Genomic DNA, 17,264 nt, shown 5'->3' with positions numbered 1-17,264 from the left:
GCAAGCCAGCAGAGATCCTGTGGGAGCGGGTTTACCCGCGAAGAGGCCGACACAGGTTCACTCAAGTGTGGGATGACCTCAGCAGATGCGCCTCGATATCCTTGCGCCGCTCGCCCAGTGACAGGCGCAACCCCGGGTGACGCAGGCACTGGCGCAGTTGCTCGGGCTCCACCTGGCCATGGCGGGCGTTGAGGTTTTCCAGGGCCTTGTCCCACCAGGCCGGCGCGCAGGCGCGGTCGAACTCATTGGGGTAGGGGTAGCAGCCATACAGCAGCTCGCGGGCGAACTGGCGCTCATGGCTGGGCAGGGTCATGCTCAGCGCCTTGTAGCCCAAGCGTTGCAGGGCCGGCGGCCGTGGCAGCTGGTCATTGACCAGGGACACGTCGGCCAGCGCCGCGTGGCTCAGCGGGTCATGGCCGTGCTTGCGCAGCCAGGCCTGGATCTTGGCGCGGAACTGCGCCTTTCGGCTCCAGTAGTGGTGGATGACATCTGTGCATTCGGCCAGCTCCAGCGTGCGGTAGGCTGCCACCGCCAGGCAGAACTCCTCGAGGGTATAAGCCTCGCGAGCCAGGGGGTGGAACTCGTCCATCATGGCGATGGAGCGGTCCAGGGTGCCGGCGTCTTCGGCGCTGAGGCCGATCACCCCCGAGTTGACCAGTGGCATCTGGCAATCGGCCAGGCCCCTGGACTCGAGGATGGCCAGCAGGTTCTTGTACAGCAGGCACTTCTGGTTGCTGCCGTAGCGCGCACCGATGGCATTGCACAGCAGGCGGCCTGGGGCCACTCGGGCGAACAGCTCCAGCGGCGACTTGCGGAAGAAGGTGTCGGTGTCGATCAGCACTGCCAGCGGGTGTTGCTGCAGCACCTGACGCAACAGCACATGCTTGCTGCGAAAGTGATAACCGTGAGGGGCGTTCCATGCCTGACGCGTGGCTTCGTCCAGCAGGTGTACGGTGACCGGCAGGCCGGCATAGGGCTGCGGGTTGTCGGTGTAGACCTGAATGTCCATGGCTTCGCCTGTGCCCAGATGGGCGAGGGCGCTGATGATGCTGAAGCAGGCTTCCTGATGGTAGGTTGCCGGGCCAAAAGCCAGGTAGACGAGCTGTGGACGCGATGGCTGGAGGGGCTGCATGGCAGGCAAGACCTGTGTAACCGGAAAATGAATAAGGCTTTAGTCTATGACCAAAGCCTTAATCAAATCTTAAACAGATTTTGCAAAAAATTTCAGCGCGGCAGCTTCAGATTGTTCCAGATCGCCAGGCTCGGCTCGGCCTGGTTCAAGGTGTAGAAGTGCAGGCCCGGTGCGCCGCCTTGCAGCAGCTGTTCGCACATGCGGGTGATCACTTCTTCGCCGAATGCCTGGATGCTGGCGGTGTCGTCGGCATAGGCTTCCAGCTGCTTGCGGATCCAGCGCGGGATCTCGGCGCCACAGGCGTCGGAGAAGCGCGCCAGCTTGCTGTAGTTGGTGATCGGCATGATGCCGGGTACCACCGGGATGTCCACGCCCAGCTTCTGCGCGCGCTCGACGAAGTAGAAGTAGCTGTCGGCGTTGAAGAAGTACTGGGTGATGGCGCTGTCGGCACCGGCCTTGACCTTGTGCACGAAGTTGGCCAGGTCAGCCTCGAAGTTGCGGGCCTGGGGGTGCATCTCCGGGTAGGCGGCCACTTCCAGGTGGAAGTGATCGGCGGTTTCCTGGCGAATGAATTCGACCAGGTCGCTGGCGTAGCGCAGTTCGCCACTGGCCATGCCCATGCCCGATGGCAGGTCGCCACGCAGGGCGACGATGCGCTTGATGCCTGCAGCCTTGTATTCGGCCAGCAGGGCACGCAGTTCGGCCTTGGTGTCGCCTACGCACGACAGGTGCGGTGCGGCAGGTACCTTCACTTCGCTTTCCAGCTGCAGCACGGTGTTCAGCGTGCGGTCGCGGGTCGAGCCACCGGCACCGTAGGTGCAGGAGAAGAAGTCCGGGTTGTAGGCGGCCAGCTGGCGGGCGACGCCCATCAGCTTTTCGTGACCGGCATCGGTCTTGGTCGGGAAGAACTCGAAACTGTAACGGCGTTCCTGGGACATCAGGCGTTCCTCTGGCAGCAAGCTTCAAGCGGCAGGCTGCAAGTAAAAGCCAGATCGGTTATGGCCGGCCTGGCTTGGGCATCGTTCAAGATCCTTTATGCTTGAGCTGCAAGCGGCAACGGCATGGTCTGCCTTTGATTGCCGCTTGAAGCTTCAAGCTGCCGCTTAGTAGCGGTAGGCGTGCGGCTTGAACGGGCCTTCGACGGTGACACCGATGTAGTCGGCCTGCTGCTTGGTCAGCTGGGTCACCACGCCGCCGAAGCCGCGGACCATTTCCAGGGCCACTTCTTCGTCGAGCTTCTTCGGCAGTACTTCAACGGTCAGGCGCTCGGCTTTCTTCTCGGCCGACAGGTCGGCGAACTTCTGCTCGAACAGGAAGATCTGCGCCAGTACCTGGTTGGCGAACGAACCGTCCATGATGCGGCTTGGGTGGCCAGTGGCGTTACCCAGGTTTACCAGGCGGCCTTCGGCCAGCAGGATCAGGTAGTCGTCGTTCTGCGGGTCGAAGCTGCCAGCGCCGGTGCGGTGGATCTTGTGCACCTGCGGCTTGACCTCTTCCCAGGCCCAGTTCTTGCGCATGAAGGCGGTGTCGATCTCGTTGTCGAAGTGGCCGATGTTGCACACCACGGCACGCTTCTTCAGCGCCTTGAGCATGTTGGCGTCGCAGACGTTGACGTTACCGGTGGTGGTCACGATCAGGTCGATCTTGCCCAGCAGGGCTTTGTCGATGCTGGCTTCGGTGCCGTTGTTGATACCGTCGATGAACGGCGAAACCACTTCGAAACCGTCCATGCAAGCCTGCATGGCGCAGATCGGGTCGACTTCGGTGACCTTGACGATCATGCCTTCCTGACGCAGGGACTGGGCCGAGCCCTTGCCCACGTCACCGTAGCCGATCACCAGGGCCTGCTTGCCCGACAGCAGGTGGTCGGTACCACGCTTGATGGCGTCGTTCAGGCTGTGACGGCAGCCGTACTTGTTGTCGTTCTTGCTCTTGGTAACCGAGTCGTTGACGTTGATCGCCGGGACTTTCAGCTCGCCCTTGGCCAGCATGTCCAGCAGGCGGTGCACGCCGGTGGTGGTCTCTTCGGTCACGCCGTGAACGCGCTCCAGCACTTGCGGGTACTTCTTGTGCAGCAGCTCGGTCAGGTCGCCACCGTCGTCGAGGACCATGTTGGCGTCCCATGGCTGGCCATCCTTGAGGATGGTCTGCTCCAGGCACCACTCGTACTCTTGCTCGGTTTCACCTTTCCAGGCGAACACCGGGATACCGGCGGCGGCGATGGACGCGGCGGCCTGGTCCTGGGTGGAGAAGATGTTGCAGGACGACCAGCGCACTTCGGCACCCAGGGCAACCAGGGTTTCGATCAGCACGGCGGTCTGGATGGTCATGTGGATGCAGCCCAGGATCTTTGCACCCTTGAGCGGTTGCTCGGCCAGGTACTTGCGACGCAGGCCCATCAGTGCAGGCATTTCCGATTCGGCGATGATGGTTTCGCGACGACCCCAGGCGGCCAGGGAGATGTCGGCGACTTTGTAATCGGTAAAACCAGCAGGCATGTTTGCAGCGCTCATGAGAGCCTCCATTCGTAGTGTGCGAATGGGCGCCGTTGTGCGTTAAGCGCCCGCGAGAGCGAGCAACGCCCCATCCGAGCCTGACAGGCCTAGCCTGCTGCAGCGCCCCTCGGACGGGTGGCGGGCATGGCGCCGCTGTGGGCGGCCATGTGAAGCGGCGGAGATTATAGCCGCGCCCGCCGGCTTGCCCAAGGTTTTCTGTCGATTAATCGCGACGATAGTCGATGTTCAATGGAGCGACAGCGGCCGCTCTGCCATCATTGCTACACGTTAGCCAAGCAGGTCAGGAGTACAGATGAACTTTCATACCCGCAAGTGGGTTAAACCCGAAGACCTCAACCCAAACGGCACTTTGTTCGGTGGCAGCCTGTTGCGCTGGATCGACGAAGAGGCGGCGATCTACGCCATCGTCCAGCTGGGCAACCAGCGCGTGGTGACCAAGTACATATCGGAAATCAACTTCGTCAGTGCCTCGCGCCAGGGCGACATCATCGAGCTGGGCATCACCGCCACCGAGTTCGGCCGCACCTCGATCACCCTCAAGTGCGAAGTGCGCAACAAGATCACCCGCAAGGCCATCCTCACGGTCGACAAGATGGTCTTCGTCAACCTTGGCGAGGACGGGCTGCCGGCAGCGCATGGACGGACCGAGATCAAGTACATCCAGGACCAGTTCCCGGATTCTGCAGTGGAATGAACATTCTGGGGCTGCTTTGCAGCCCATCGCGACACAAGGCCGCTCCTACAGGGGAATGCAATCTCCTGTAGGAGCGGCCTTGTGTCGCGATGGGTCGCAAAGCGGCCCCTGCATTCTCAAGGCTGGACGCTGACCTTGCGCACCACCCGCCCGATGCTCAACCCCTGCACCAGGATCGACGACAGCACCACGATGTAGGTGATCGACAGCAGCAGGTCACGCTCCTCGCCCAGTGGCAGCGACAGTGCCAGGGCAACCGACACCCCACCGCGCAGGCCACCCCAGGTCAGCACCCGTACCGTGCCCTTGGGCACCGGGCGCCAGCGGCGCAGCAGCACGATCGCCGGGGCCACGGTCAGCAGCCGCGACAGCAGCACCGCCAGCGCCAGCACGCTGCCGGCCGCCAGGTGCATCCAGTTGAATGGCAGCAGCAACAGTTCCAGGCCGATCAACGCGAACAGCAGCGCGTTGAGCATGTCGTCGATCAGTTCCCAGAAGCCGTCCATGTAGCGACGGGTCATGTCGTTCATGGCCAGGTTGCGCCCCAGGTTGCCGATGATCAGCCCAGCCACCACCATGGCGATCGGCGCCGAAACGTGCAGCTCGTAGCACATTGCCGAGCCGCCGATGACCAGTGCCAGGGTCAGCATCACTTCCACCTGGTATTGCTCGACGCTCTTGATCATGCGGTAGGTGGCATAGCCGATCAGGCCGCCGAACACCACGCCGCCGATGGCCTCGCGGGCGAACAGGATCGCGGTATCGGTCATGCTCGGCGTCTCGCCCAGCTGGATGATGCCCAGCAACACGGTGAACACCACCACCGCAGTGCCGTCGTTGAACAGCGACTCGCCGACGATAGTGGTTTTCAGCGGTTTGGAGGCATTGGCGGTACGTAGCGCGCCCAGCACGGCAATCGGGTCGGTGGGCGAGATCAGCGCACCGAACAGCAGACAGTAGATCAGCGGCACCTGCCAGCCAAACAGGGCGAACACCCAGTGCGACAGGTAGCCGATGACCACGGTGGCAATCAGTACGCCGACGGTGGCCAGCAGGCCGATGGGCCAGCGGTAGCTGCGCAGGTCGGAGAGGTTGACGTGCAAGGCGCCAGCGAACAGCAGGAACGCCAGCATCCAGTGCATCAGCAGGTCGTTGAAGTCGATCTGGTTCATCAGCCCTTCGACGCGCGCTTCCAGGCCAGGGAAGCCGATCAGGCTCAAGCCCTGCAGCATCAGGGAAAACAGCAGCGCCGTGACCATCACGCCGATGGCAGGGGGCAGGCCGATAAAACGGTAATTTACATAGGTGAGGAGGGTGGTAAGGCAGATAAACGCGGCAACTAGTTCAAGCATCCCGAATCCTGTAACAGTGGCTTCCAAGTCGTAACCCGAATGGCTCGGGCAGTTCTTTGATGACCTGGCGCGGGGTTCGGGACACACTATTTGACTGTGCAGGTAGACCGCGTTTCTGTTGTGAGGTTTCCACCGGGTTTTTTCATGCTTCGGTTCTTGCTGTCGAGCACTCGTGGCTTTCTGGCTCGACTGGTTGGTGCTGCAAGCCGGAGCCCGGTAGGGCGACCTCGGCGATTCGTGTCGAGAAATACCTGTCGAAAGGCTCCCAGTCGGGATATTCCTCGGGCGAGACAGCCATTGCCATCAAGCGACCTACAAGGCCGCAGATCCAGTCTGCGCATTGCAGGGTCTGGAAGAGGTGGCTTTCGCCCTGCAGCGGCGGCTCTATCAGGCTCCGACATTTTTCTGCGGGGTCCTCGAACATTGCCAGGGTGCAGGCTTCTACATTTTGCTCGCGCCACTCGTTGCCAGCACGCTGTTCATCCAGCAGGAGCATGAAGGTTGAGCGGGACTGCGTGCAGTAACGATCGATCGTTCTCACCGCATGCAGCAGTTGGCGTCTGAATGTCTTGGTCGCGTCGTGCTGCCTGGCCGGGCCGGTCTTGTGTTCACCCGCATAAATGACATACCCACCAATCTTTCCTATGTGGTTGAGCAGGCGAAACGTTGCCTGTCTCAATGATCGATATTGTGTGACGTTACGTGTCGTGAATAACTTTGAGCCCTTCTTTTCCCATTGATAGGGAGGGAGGCTTCTGGGGTTTTCATGGTTTATGTCCCAGGCAAGTAACTGGCATTTCAGCTGATAGAAGAAGATGGCGAACTCCCGTACTTCTTCTGCAGGTAGTAGCACCCCACCCAGCCCGAACACTGGACTGGTCTTGAATTGGGTATGAGTGCGCGAGATGTATTGCCCGACATGGCCGAATTCGTCGAGGTAGGCCACATAATGCGTCATGATTTCTGGGTGTCCTTGGCCCAGAAACACGAAAGCCCGCATGCTTGCGCATCGCGGGCCTCGGAAGGTAGGCACGGGTAACCCCATGCGTTACGGCGATCCTAATCCTGCAAAGCCTGAAGCGTCAATCGCGTTTCGTAAGCGAGTGTGTTTCCGTTTGGGTAGCCGCCTTGAGGTATCACGCGTTTCCATGCGGCACAGCGAGCGATGAGTGTATTGCGTTTTGGGGCAAGCCCCGGCTTGCAAGGCGTAACGAAACTTCCACAGAGTTTGTAGTCTTTTTCCTTAGTCGTACCTTTTACCCAAGGTATAGTGCTGCAAACGAATCTGACTCGAAGGCAAGGACGATTTCGCGTGCTGGCAACTTCCCTGGTGTTGGTCGCTGCCCTGCTGCATGCGACCTGGAATACCCTGATCAAATTCAGCGGCGAGCGCCTGCTGGTGATCGCCAGCATGGATACGGTGGCGTTGGCCTTCGCGGTGCTGGCGGTGCCCTTCGTCGAGGTACCGCCGGCCAACATCTGGCCCTGGCTGCTGGCGTCGGCGCTGGCCGAGCAGCTGTACCGCTTCCTGTTGATCCAGGCCTACCGCGTGGGCGACCTGGGGCTGGTCTATCCTCTGATGCGCGGGCTGTCGCCGCTGGTGGTGCTGGGGCTGACCCTGGCCTTTGCCGGCGAATCGCTGAGCCAGCAGCAGATCATCGGCATCCTGCTGATCCCCTGTGGCATGGCCTGCCTGTTGTGGCAGGGCGGTGGCGGTGACCGGCTACCCTGGTCGATGCTGCCGGTGGTTGCCCTGATCGGCCTGTGTATTGGCTGCTACACCTGGTTCGACGGCCAGGCCGTGCGCTTGTGGGGCAAACCCTGGGATTACCTGGTGTGGCTGACCTTGCTCAGTGCCTGGCCCTTCCCGTTGCTGGCCAGCGTGGTGCGGCGTGCGCTGTTCGTGTTGTTCTGGCGCCTGCAGTGGCGCCTGGGGCTGGCAGTGGGGCTGTGTGTATTGCTCAGTTACGCGTTGGTGCTCTGGGCCATGCACTTGGGGTCGGTGGCCGAAGCGGCGGCGTTGCGGGAGTTGAGCGTGATCCTGGTGGTGCTGCTGGGCATGCGCTACCTGAAAGAACCTTTTGGCGGACCGAGACTCCTAGCTTGCGGGCTGGTGTTGGCCGGCATGCTGGTAATGAAGCTTTGACCCGAAGACTGAACAAGGAGTCCTGTCCATGACTGTTGCCCTGTGGTGCATCCTGATTGCGCTGTTCTTGCCGCCACTGTGTGCGTTGATCGCCAAAGTCGGTAGTGGCCGCTTCCGCCTGCGTGACAACCACGACCCGCGCGCCTTCCTGGATACCCTGTCCGGGTTGCCGCGGCGCGCGCATGCTGCCCAGCAGAACAGTTTCGAAGCCTTCCCGGCATTTGCCGCGGCGGTGCTGGTGGCGGATATCGTCGGCAATGCCGAGCAGGTGACCCAGGATGTGCTGGGGGTGATGTACATCACCAGCCGGCTGCTCTACATCATCTGTTACCTGGCTGACTGGGCCATGCTGCGATCGCTGGTGTGGTTTGCCGGGATGGCGATGATCGTGGCCTTCTTCGTGGTTTCCATCTGAGAGCGCGTCGCCTTCTTCGCGAGTGAACCCGCTCCCACAGGGACATCACCGCTCTTGAGAGCTGAGATGATCCTGTGGGAGCGGGTTTACCCGCGAAGAATCCAAGCACCGATCAAGGCACTTTTGGCACCTCTGGCAGCGGCTTGCCCTTGGGCCACAGCATCCAGATCTGCCCCTGCTGCTTCATGTTCCCGGCCAGCTCTCCGGCTTGCGGCCCGGTGCCCCAGAACAGGTCCGCGCGCACCTCGCCGGTAATTGCCCCACCGGTATCCTGAGCCCCCACCGGGCGTACCACCGGCGTACCATCCGGGCGAGTGGTGGAAAGCCACAGCAAGCTGCCCAGCGGAATCACCTTGCGGTCGATGGCCACGCTGTAGCCAGCGGTCAGCGGCACGTTCAGCGAACCCCGCGGCCCTTCGTTGCTGTCCGGGCGGGTGCTGAAGAACACGTAGCTGGGGTTGCTGGCGAGCAGTTCCGGCACCCGCTGCGGGTTGGCCTGGGCCCAGGCATGAATGGCGCCCATGCTCACTTCTTCCTTTTTCAACTGGCCCTGTTCCACCAGCCAGCGCCCGATCGGCCGGTAGGGGTGGCCGTTCTGGTCGGCGTAACCCAGGCGCAGCTGGCGGCCATCTTCCAGTTGTACCCGGCCGGAACCCTGGATCTGCAGGAACTGCAGGTCCATCGGGTCGGTCAGCCAGGCCAGCACCGGTGCCTTGACGCCGTCACGGTTGATCACCTCGGCGGTGTCGTAAGGCTTTAGCACCCGGCCATCGAGGCGACCGCGCAGGCGCTTGCCCTTGAGTTCGGGGTACACGCTGGCCAGGTCGACCACGATCATGTCGTCGGGGATGCCGTAGACCGCCACGTGGTTGGTTGCCGATTGGCTCAGGCTGCCAGGGTAGACCGGTTCGTAGTAACCGGTGATCAGGCCGTTGGCATTGTTTTCGGCCGAACGCAGGCCGTATACCTGCAGGTTCTGTTGCAGGAAGGCGCGCACTTGCAAGGCATTGTCGGGCACGCTGGCGGCTGCTTCGCAGGTGCTGGCCCAGACGGTGTCGCGCTTGAGCTTTTCACAGCCGTTGCGCCAGGCCTGGAAGCCCGCCACCAGGTCGCTGTCGCTGACGGCAGGCAGGTCCTGCCAGGTGGCATTGGCGTAGGTGGCGATGGCATGGGGCTCAGGTTTGGCGCTTTCGCCACCGTTGCAGCCGGCCAGCAGGGCCAGCGCCGGGAGTGTCCAGGCCAGATGGCGCAGGGCAGATTTCATGAGTACGTTCCTGTCATGGGTGAACACGGATATTCGCCCCTGTTTTTTATGTGGCTATTGGTCTTTGGCCGCTGGGCAGCGATACTGGCCGCCCATTTGCGTAGGCCGAAGTGACCGTGATGTTGAAGCGATTGACCGTTGTTCTGCTGGCAACGCTGGCCCTGGGTGGTTGTGACCGGGTTGACCCGAACTCCCCGCTGGGCAAGCGCAAGGTGATCTTCAAGGACATGCTCAAGACCAGCGAAGACCTGGGCGGCATGTTGCGTGGGCGGTTGCCGTTCGACGGGGTGAAGTTTGCCGACGGTGCGCTGAAGCTGGACAACCTTTCGCACCAGCCCTGGCAGCACTTCCCACAGGCGCGTGATGGTGGCGACAGTAGCGCGCGTGCCGAGGTATGGGAGCGTCAGGCACGCTTTCATGACCTGGCCCGGCAGCTGGAAGGCGTCACTGGCGAACTGGTCGATGTCACCCGTGGTCAGCCTCTGGACGCTGCGCAGTTGAAGGCGCCGATGGACAAGGTCGAAGCGGCTTGCAAGGCTTGTCATACCGAATTCCGCAATCATTGATGGACTGCATTGCCCTGTGTAGGAGCGGCCGTGTGTCGCGATAGGGCTGCGCAGCGGCCCCAGGATTTCAGCTGATGCACAAATCGCCGGGGCCGCTTTGCGGCCCATCGCGACACAAGGCCGCTCCTACAATGATCGCGTTTGCCCGGTCGGGGCCTCAGCGATCCAGATCTTCCACCGCTTCCTGCAGCTCCTTGCGCGACTCGGCCAGCTTGTCCTTGCGCTTGTTGATCTTCTCCGAATCGCCTTTCTTCTCGGCTTTCTTCAAATCCCTTTCCCGCTGCGCCACTTCGTGACGGGCGTCGAGCACCTTCTGCTCACGTTCCTTGCGCAGGCCGGCATCGGTGCAGTTGTCGACCCCTCGCAGCGCCTCTTCAAGCCCCGCGGCCTGATCGTTGTTGCTGTGGTCACGGGCAATCTTCAACTGGTTCTCGATGGCGCTACGCTTGGCGGCGCAACCGGTCAGGCCGGCATCCGGCTGGGCGGCTTGTACGGCGCCAGCGGCCAGGCCCAGTGTCGCGAGCAGGAAAAGGGTCGAAATACGTTTCATGAAAAGCCTCCTTGACGGGGCGGGGCAGCAAAAGTTGGGGGAAATCCTGCCTTGGTTTTGCCCATTTAGAAACCCTTGTTGCGGTTTTCCGGCTTAATCTCGGGATTTTCCTACGGGTAAATTGGTAAATAATCATTGCTCGATGCTTTGCCTGTCGATCCGGAATCCGTCGATCCCGGCCTTGGCCAGCTGCGTTGCAATGGTTTGAATCTCGGTGGTCGCAAAAAATCCTGCAAGCTGTTGCCCGCGCTTTTCGCCGATACCGGGCATGGCTTGCCATTCAAGGTTTGTGCGGGCGGCAAGCTCCAGCCAGTCGCCTGTCACCTGCATGCCGGTGGGCGTGGGTGCGCCCAGCCCGCGCAGCCATTGGGCAAAGGGCCGTGAGCGGGCTTGCTCGAAACTGCCCAGCAACTGCGCAGCCGTTGCGTCACTGATACCCGCTACCTGGCCCAGGCGCTCGGCATCCAGATGCAGCCAGTCGGTCATCGAGGTCACCAGCCCGGCAGCCACCAGTCGGCGCCAGGTGCCGGGGCCGGTGCGCGGCAGGGCCAGCCCCTGCTTGCCGCTGAGCCAGGTGAGGCGGGCGATGAACTGGTCCTCGCAGCCTTCGCTGGCCTGCCAGCAACTGTGGGCATGATGTTGGCCGGGCGCTGGTGCGGTTACCGGTTGGCGCTCGGCGGCGCGGTGCACCACTTGCTCCAGGCGCGGGATGGTCAGCCCGGCAAGGCTGACGGCCACTTGGTCACCGGGGCGGATGTCGAGCTTGAGCCAGCGAGCCAGCGAGCCCAGGCTCACCTGGGTGATTCGCCGGTCATCCAGGGTAACTGGCAGCACGTGCAACACTGGCGTGACCCTGCCTGTGCGGCCAACGCGGAAGCGTACTTCGCGCACTTCGGCCAGGGCCTGCGTGTACGGGTGCTTCCACGCCGCGATCCAGTAGGGTGCCTTGGCCTGCCAGCGCTCGGCCGGCGGCCGGACGCCTTGGCGCAACACCACGCCATCGGTGGCGAAGGGCAGGGGTGAGCGGTACCAGTACTCACGCCAGTGCGCGGCATCGTCCGCTGTTTCTATGGCGACGCTGTAATCCTGGCTGTGCGCAAAACCCAGTTCCGCCAGCTTCGCGAGGCGTTCGGCCTGCTGCTCGGGGCCTTGCGGCCAGTCCCACACGAACAGGCCGATGCGCTCGCCTTGCTCACGGGCCAGCTGCTTGCGAGCCAGCAGCCCGGCTACCGTCCCTCGGGCGTTGGCGCTGCCTGCCTTGGCTTGCACATGCGCATCCAGGCGCAGGTAAAGTTCGCCCTGCAGTTGCAGGTCGATGGCCTGGGGCAGCTGCCGGTTGATTGCGTCGAGCAGGGGGATGTGGCGGCTCCAGTCGTGCCCCTGCACGCCGTCCCCCCGGCTGATCAACTGCACCAGCCGGCCCTGTCGGTAGATGAGGGATACCGCTACGCCATCGACCTTTGGCTGCACCCAGACATCGGCCTTGCCGGCCAGCCAGCGTTCTACAGCCAGGCGGTCGGCCAGCTTGTCGACGCCGGTATGTGGCACCGGATGCGGGATTGGCCCGCCAGCGCTGGCCAGCGGGGACGGGGTGGTCGCGATGCCAAAGCATTGCTGCAGGTGCGCCAGGCGCTGGCGGCTCTGGTCGTACAGTTCATCGGCCACCAGTGCGATGCCCTGACGATGATAATGGTCGTCCCAGCGGGCAAGCGTGGCGCGCAGTCGGCTCACTTCAGCCTCGACTTGTTGCGAGTTCCAGGTGGGGCATGTGGCGGCACGGGCCAGGGGAGCATTCAACGTCAACAGTAGGGCAAAAAGCAGCATGAGCGGCATGGCCAGCATCCTTGCATGGCGGGTGGGAGCCCTCAGCCTAGGCAGGTAGCGTGCGGGTCGCCATGCAGTGTTTGTCAGCCCATATGTCACAAAAAAGCCCCTGCCGATTGCTCGGCAGGGGCTTTCGTCCAGCGCCGTAGGAAACTTACAGGCCGGCAGCGTCACGCAGCGACTGGGCGCGGTCAGTGCGCTCCCAGGTGAAGGTGGTGAAGGTGTCGTCGCCGACCGTCTTCTGCTGCGGGGTACGGCCGAAGTGGCCGTAGGCAGCGGTTTCCTGGTACATCGGGTGCAGCAGGTCGAGCATGGTGGTGATGGCGTAAGGACGCAGGTCGAAGCACTCGCGCACCAGCTGGATGATCTTGTCGTCGGAGACCTTGCCGGTACCGAAGGTGTTGATCGAGATGGAGGTCGGCTGGGCCACGCCGATGGCGTACGACACCTGGATCTCGCAACGCTCGGCCAGGCCGGCGGCGACGATGTTCTTGGCCACGTAGCGGCCGGCGTAGGCGGCGGAACGGTCGACCTTGGACGGGTCCTTGCCGGAGAACGCGCCACCACCATGGCGGGCCATGCCGCCGTAGGAGTCGACGATGATCTTGCGCCCGGTCAGGCCGCAGTCACCCACCGGGCCACCGATGATGAAGTTGCCGGTCGGGTTGATGTGGTACTGGGTGCCCTTGTGCAGCAGTTCGGCAGGCAGGGTGTGCTTGACGATCAGCTCCATCACGGCTTCCTGCAGGTCTTTCTGCGAAACCTCAGGATTGTGCTGGGTCGACAGCACCACGGCGTCGATGCCGACAACCTTGCCATTTTCGTAACGGCAGGTGACCTGCGACTTGGCGTCCGGGCGCAGCCATGGCAGCAGTTTCGATTTGCGCGCTTCGGCCTGGCGCTCGACCAGACGGTGCGAGAAGCAGATCGGTGCCGGCATCAGCACGTCGGTCTCGTTGCTGGCGTAGCCGAACATCAGGCCCTGGTCGCCGGCGCCCTGGTCTTCCGGGCGGGAACGGTCGACGCCCTGGGCGATGTCCACCGACTGCTTGCCGATGATGTTCATCACGGCGCAGGTGGCGCCGTCGAAACCGACGTCGGAGCTGTTGTAGCCGATGTCGATGATGACCTTGCGCACCAGCTCTTCCAGGTCGACCCAGGCGGAGGTGGTGACTTCGCCGGCGATGATGGCGACACCGGTCTTGACCAGGGTTTCGCAGGCTACGCGGGCGTATTTGTCCTGGGCGATGATGGCATCAAGGACGGCGTCCGAAATCTGGTCGGCGATCTTGTCCGGATGCCCTTCGGACACGGACTCGGAGGTGAAAAGGGAGTATTCGCTCATCTCGAAGGTTCCTGAAATTTACCGATGTTGTATGTCGCCAGCCGTCCGCTGGAAATGGCGGACCTGAATCTGGAAACCGTTACGCAAGCCCACGTACAGGCTGTCCCCGGGGGCCAGCCCGGCGGCGTTGGCCCAACGGGCCAGGTCGTCCTGTTCGAAGCCAAGCCACAGGTCGCCGCAGGCTTCGCGCGCCCACCCCTGGTCATGGCTGCACAGTTCGGTTACCAGCAGGCTGCCGCCTGCCTTCACCCGTTTGGCCAGCTGGCGCAAGGCCAGGGCCGGGTCGCTGAAATGGTGCAGCACCATGTTCAGCACAACGCAGTCGGCGGCCACATCCGTTGCACCCAGTGCATCGGCCAACTGCAGGTTCACGTTGTCGAGCCCTTCGCGCTGGCACACCTGGCGCGCCAGTTCGAGCATGGTCGGGCTGTTGTCCAGGGCGGTGACCTGGGCGAAGCGCCGGGCCAGGTCGGGCAGGAAACCACCGTCACCGGGGCCGACCTCCAGGGCGCTGGCGGCCGGGTCGAAATTCAGTTTGTCCAGCAGCGCCAGCAGGCTTTCGCGGTACTGCGGCAGGCCGGCGATCAGGTCTTGCTGGGCACGGAATTTCTCTTCCACGCGCAGGAAGAAGTCCTGGCTGGTGGCTGCGCGGCGTTGCTGTACCTGGGCGATGCGCGCCTGCACGTCAGGCGGCAGGGCCAGGTCGTCCACTTCTTCGAGCAGCGCCGCGTGCAGCCGACCGCCCAGGCGCAGGCTGTCGGGCAGGGCGCGGCGGTAGAAGATGGCATTGCCCTCGCGGCGGGTCGCCACCAGCTCGGCCTGGGCCAGCACCTTCAGGTGGTGGCTCATGCCCGACTGGCCCACGTCGAAGATCTGCGCCAGCTCCAGCACGCCGAACGAGTCGTTGGCCAGGGCGCGCAATACGTTCAGGCGCAACTCGTCGCCACTGGCTTTGCACAGGGCTGCCAATGCTTCGCGTTGCTCGGGGATCGATTGCGCACGGAGGTTCATGGTGCGGCAGTCTAGACAGGCATCGTTGCCCTAGCAAGGCCAATATCAAAAAGTTTTGATATTGGCTGATGGGCGGAGTGCGGGGTTGCCCTTTCGGGCCTCTTCGCGGGTGAACCCGCTCCCACAGGTTCAGCACTGCCCTCAGCCTTGGTGCGACCCTGTGGGAGCGGGTTCACCCGCGAAGAAGTCGGCACCGATTTCCAGATTTTGCCCCGAAATCAGTGCCAATCAGAGGAAAATCCCCCGACTGCGACCATACGTCATTGCCCCAAGCCCCCCCAGTGGGCGAAAATGGCCGCCTTTTTTCGTGACACCACCTATTCAAGCCCCCCAGGAGATCAGCGATGCCCAGCCGTCGTGAACGTGCCAACGCCATTCGTGCCCTCAGCATGGATGCCGTGCAAAAGGCCAACAGCGGCCACCCAGGTGCCCCCATGGGCATGGCGGATATCGCCGAAGTGCTTTGGCGCGACTATCTGAAGCACAACCCGAGCAACCCGAGTTTCGCCGACCGTGACCGCTTCGTGCTGTCCAACGGCCACGGTTCGATGCTGATCTACTCGCTGCTGCACCTGACCGGCTACGACGTCACCATCGATGACATCAAAGGCTTCCGCCAGCTGCACAGCCGCACCCCGGGCCACCCGGAATACGGCTACACCCCAGGCGTCGAGACCACCACCGGCCCGCTCGGCCAGGGTATCGCCAACGCCGTGGGCTTCGCCCTGGCCGAAAAAGTGCTCGCTGCCCAGTTCAACCGTGACGGCCACAACATCGTCGACCACAACACCTACGTGTTCCTCGGCGACGGCTGCATGATGGAAGGTATCTCCCACGAAGTCGCCTCGCTGGCCGGCACCCTGGGCCTGAACAAGCTGATCGCCTTCTACGACGACAACGGCATTTCCATCGACGGCGAAGTGCACGGCTGGTTCACCGACAACACCCCGGCGCGCTTCGAAGCCTACAACTGGCAGGTGATCCGCAACGTCGACGGCCATGACGCCGACGAGATCAAGACCGCCATCGATACCGCCCGCAAGAGCGATCGCCCGACCCTGATCTGCTGCAAGACCATCATCGGTTTCGGCTCGCCGAACAAGCAGGGCAAGGAAGACTGCCACGGCGCACCGCTGGGCAACGACGAAATCGCCCTGGCCCGCAAGGAACTGAACTGGAACCACGGCCCGTTCGAAATCCCGGCCGAGATCTACGCCGAGTGGGACGCCAAGGCTGCCGGTGCCAAGGCCGAAGCCGACTGGAACCAGCGCTTCGACGCCTACGCCAAGGCCTACCCGGAGCTGGCTGCCGAGTTCAAGCGCCGTGACAGCGGCGAGCTGCCGGCCGACTTCAGCGAGAAGGCCCAGGCCTACATCAACGAAGTGGCCGCCAAGGGCGAAACCATCGCCAGCCGCAAGGCCAGCCAGAACGCCCTGAACGCCTTCGGCCCGCTGCTGCCAGAGTTCCTCGGCGGTTCGGCCGACCTGGCCGGTTCCAACCTGACCCTGTGGAAGGGCTGCAAGGGTGTCGAAGCCAACGACGCCAGCGGCAACTACGTGTTCTACGGCGTGCGCGAGTTTGGCATGACCGCCATCATGAACGGCGTTGCCCTGCACGGTGGCCTGGTGCCTTACGGCGCGACCTTCCTGATGTTCATGGAATACGCCCGCAACGCCGTGCGCATGTCGGCGCTGATGAAGCAGCGCGTGATCCACGTCTACACCCACGACTCCATCGGCCTGGGCGAAGACGGCCCGACTCACCAGCCGATCGAGCAGCTGACCAGCCTGCGCAGCACGCCGAACCTGGACACCTGGCGCCCAGCCGACGCGGTGGAATCCGCCGTTTCCTGGAAAAACGCCCTGGAGCGCAAGGACGGCCCTTCGGCGCTGATCTTCTCGCGCCAGAACCTGCAGCACCAGGACCGCAATGCCCAGCAGATCGCCGACATCAGCCGCGGAGGCTACGTGCTCAAGGACTGCGCCGGCGAGCCTGAGCTGATCCTGATCGCCACCGGTTCCGAAGTGGGCCTGGCTGTTCAGGCGCATGCCAAGCTGACCGAACAAGGCCGCAAGGTGCGCGTGGTTTCCATGCCGTGCACCAGCGTGTTCGACGCCCAGGACGCTGCCTACAAGCAGTCCGTGCTGCCGCTGGAAGTAGGTGCGCGTATCGCCATCGAAGCCGCTCACGCTGACTTCTGGTACAAGTACGTCGGCCTGGAAGGTCGTATCATCGGCATGACCACCTACGGTGAGTCGGCGCCGGCTTCGGCACTGTTCGAAGAGTTCGGCTTCACCCTGGAGAACATCCTCGGTACTGCCGAAGAGCTGCTGGAAGACTGATGTATCAATGGAGGGCAGTGACGCCCTCCAGGTCGTGCAAGGGGGAGGGCTTCGCCCTCCATCGCGACACAAGGCCGCTCCTACAGGGTACTGCGCATGCAGCTCCT

General features: G+C 63.0%; 15 protein-coding genes and 1 riboswitch. Of the genes, 5 read left to right on the top strand and 10 right to left on the bottom strand.

Annotated features, from left to right (window positions below):
• Positions 1 to 61: 61 nt before the first annotated feature.
• The 3 genes from ABIB24_RS18180 to ahcY all read right to left on the bottom strand — a co-directional run bounded on the left by ABIB24_RS18180 (position 62) and on the right by ahcY (position 3,645).
• The gene (locus ABIB24_RS18180; RefSeq protein ID WP_137162553.1) at positions 62 to 1,132 is read right to left on the bottom strand and encodes a hypothetical protein; all 1,071 of its coding nucleotides are present in this window, start codon (positions 1,130 to 1,132) and stop codon (positions 62 to 64) included.
• Positions 1,133 to 1,224: 92 nt separating this feature from the next.
• Entirely contained in the window at positions 1,225 to 2,070 is an 846-nt protein-coding gene (gene metF / locus ABIB24_RS18175) for a methylenetetrahydrofolate reductase [NAD(P)H] (RefSeq protein WP_025340893.1), read from the bottom strand.
• 165 nt (positions 2,071 to 2,235) lie between these two features.
• Positions 2,236 to 3,645: an adenosylhomocysteinase gene (ahcY, locus tag ABIB24_RS18170; protein ID WP_025340892.1), complete on the bottom strand. Its 1,410-nt coding sequence runs from the start codon at positions 3,643 to 3,645 to the stop codon at positions 2,236 to 2,238.
• A 20-nt stretch (positions 3,646 to 3,665) separates the two neighbouring features.
• Positions 3,666 to 3,762: riboswitch (S-adenosyl-L-homocysteine riboswitch) on the bottom strand.
• 178 nt (positions 3,763 to 3,940) lie between these two features.
• On the opposite strand from ahcY, the gene ABIB24_RS18165 reads away from it, so the two are divergent.
• Positions 3,941 to 4,342, top strand: a complete 402-nt coding sequence (locus ABIB24_RS18165) for an acyl-CoA thioesterase (RefSeq protein WP_003257757.1) — start codon at positions 3,941 to 3,943, stop codon at positions 4,340 to 4,342.
• 116 nt (positions 4,343 to 4,458) lie between these two features.
• Here the strand turns inward: ABIB24_RS18165 and ABIB24_RS18160 are convergent, their stop codons facing one another.
• Positions 4,459 to 5,694, bottom strand: coding sequence for a cation:proton antiporter (locus ABIB24_RS18160; RefSeq protein WP_085587823.1), 1,236 nt, complete (start codon positions 5,692 to 5,694; stop codon positions 4,459 to 4,461).
• Positions 5,695 to 5,836: 142 nt separating this feature from the next.
• Positions 5,837 to 6,652 carry a DUF3800 domain-containing protein gene (locus ABIB24_RS18155; protein ID WP_137162552.1) on the bottom strand — a complete coding sequence of 272 codons (816 nt, stop codon included), beginning with the start codon at positions 6,650 to 6,652 and terminating at the stop codon, positions 5,837 to 5,839.
• Between the two features lie 354 nt (positions 6,653 to 7,006).
• Between ABIB24_RS18155 and ABIB24_RS18150 the strand changes: the two genes are divergently transcribed.
• Complete coding sequence (locus ABIB24_RS18150; protein WP_354316966.1) at positions 7,007 to 7,840, top strand: EamA family transporter; 834 nt, start codon at positions 7,007 to 7,009, stop codon at positions 7,838 to 7,840.
• 28 nt (positions 7,841 to 7,868) lie between these two features.
• The gene (locus tag ABIB24_RS18145; RefSeq protein ID WP_025340889.1) at positions 7,869 to 8,255 is read left to right on the top strand and encodes an MAPEG family protein; all 387 of its coding nucleotides are present in this window, start codon (positions 7,869 to 7,871) and stop codon (positions 8,253 to 8,255) included.
• A 112-nt stretch (positions 8,256 to 8,367) separates the two neighbouring features.
• Here the strand turns inward: ABIB24_RS18145 and mltA are convergent, their stop codons facing one another.
• Positions 8,368 to 9,519, bottom strand: coding sequence for a murein transglycosylase A (gene mltA, locus ABIB24_RS18140; RefSeq protein WP_025340888.1), 1,152 nt, complete (start codon positions 9,517 to 9,519; stop codon positions 8,368 to 8,370).
• A 119-nt stretch (positions 9,520 to 9,638) separates the two neighbouring features.
• Here mltA and ABIB24_RS18135 point away from each other — a divergent pair, with 119 nt between their 5' ends.
• Positions 9,639 to 10,085 (top strand): c-type cytochrome, encoded by a 447-nt coding sequence (locus tag ABIB24_RS18135; RefSeq protein WP_137162550.1) that lies wholly within the window; start codon positions 9,639 to 9,641, stop codon positions 10,083 to 10,085.
• 157 nt (positions 10,086 to 10,242) lie between these two features.
• On the opposite strand, the gene ABIB24_RS18130 is transcribed toward ABIB24_RS18135, so the two are convergent.
• From ABIB24_RS18130 to ABIB24_RS18115, 4 genes are all read right to left on the bottom strand, one after another.
• Positions 10,243 to 10,635: a DUF1090 domain-containing protein gene (locus ABIB24_RS18130; RefSeq protein WP_354316964.1), complete on the bottom strand. Its 393-nt coding sequence runs from the start codon at positions 10,633 to 10,635 to the stop codon at positions 10,243 to 10,245.
• Between the two features lie 132 nt (positions 10,636 to 10,767).
• Positions 10,768 to 12,468 (bottom strand): NAD-dependent DNA ligase LigB, encoded by a 1,701-nt coding sequence (gene ligB / locus ABIB24_RS18125; RefSeq protein WP_137162549.1) that lies wholly within the window; start codon positions 12,466 to 12,468, stop codon positions 10,768 to 10,770.
• Between the two features lie 145 nt (positions 12,469 to 12,613).
• Positions 12,614 to 13,804 carry a methionine adenosyltransferase gene (metK, locus tag ABIB24_RS18120; RefSeq protein WP_015272060.1) on the bottom strand — a complete coding sequence of 397 codons (1,191 nt, stop codon included), beginning with the start codon at positions 13,802 to 13,804 and terminating at the stop codon, positions 12,614 to 12,616.
• An 18-nt stretch (positions 13,805 to 13,822) separates the two neighbouring features.
• Positions 13,823 to 14,815 carry an ArsR/SmtB family transcription factor gene (locus tag ABIB24_RS18115; RefSeq protein WP_025340884.1) on the bottom strand — a complete coding sequence of 331 codons (993 nt, stop codon included), beginning with the start codon at positions 14,813 to 14,815 and terminating at the stop codon, positions 13,823 to 13,825.
• Positions 14,816 to 15,159: 344 nt separating this feature from the next.
• Between ABIB24_RS18115 and tkt the strand changes: the two genes are divergently transcribed.
• Complete coding sequence (gene tkt, locus ABIB24_RS18110; protein ID WP_274078212.1) at positions 15,160 to 17,157, top strand: transketolase; 1,998 nt, start codon at positions 15,160 to 15,162, stop codon at positions 17,155 to 17,157.
• Positions 17,158 to 17,264 lie beyond the last annotated feature (107 nt).

The organism is Pseudomonas sp. UYEF17, from assembly GCF_040546125.1.
Taxonomy (GTDB): domain Bacteria; phylum Pseudomonadota; class Gammaproteobacteria; order Pseudomonadales; family Pseudomonadaceae; genus Aquipseudomonas; species Aquipseudomonas putida_Z.
The sequence above is the reverse complement of the archived record's forward strand: the minus strand, read 5'-3'. Positions and strand labels throughout refer to the sequence as shown.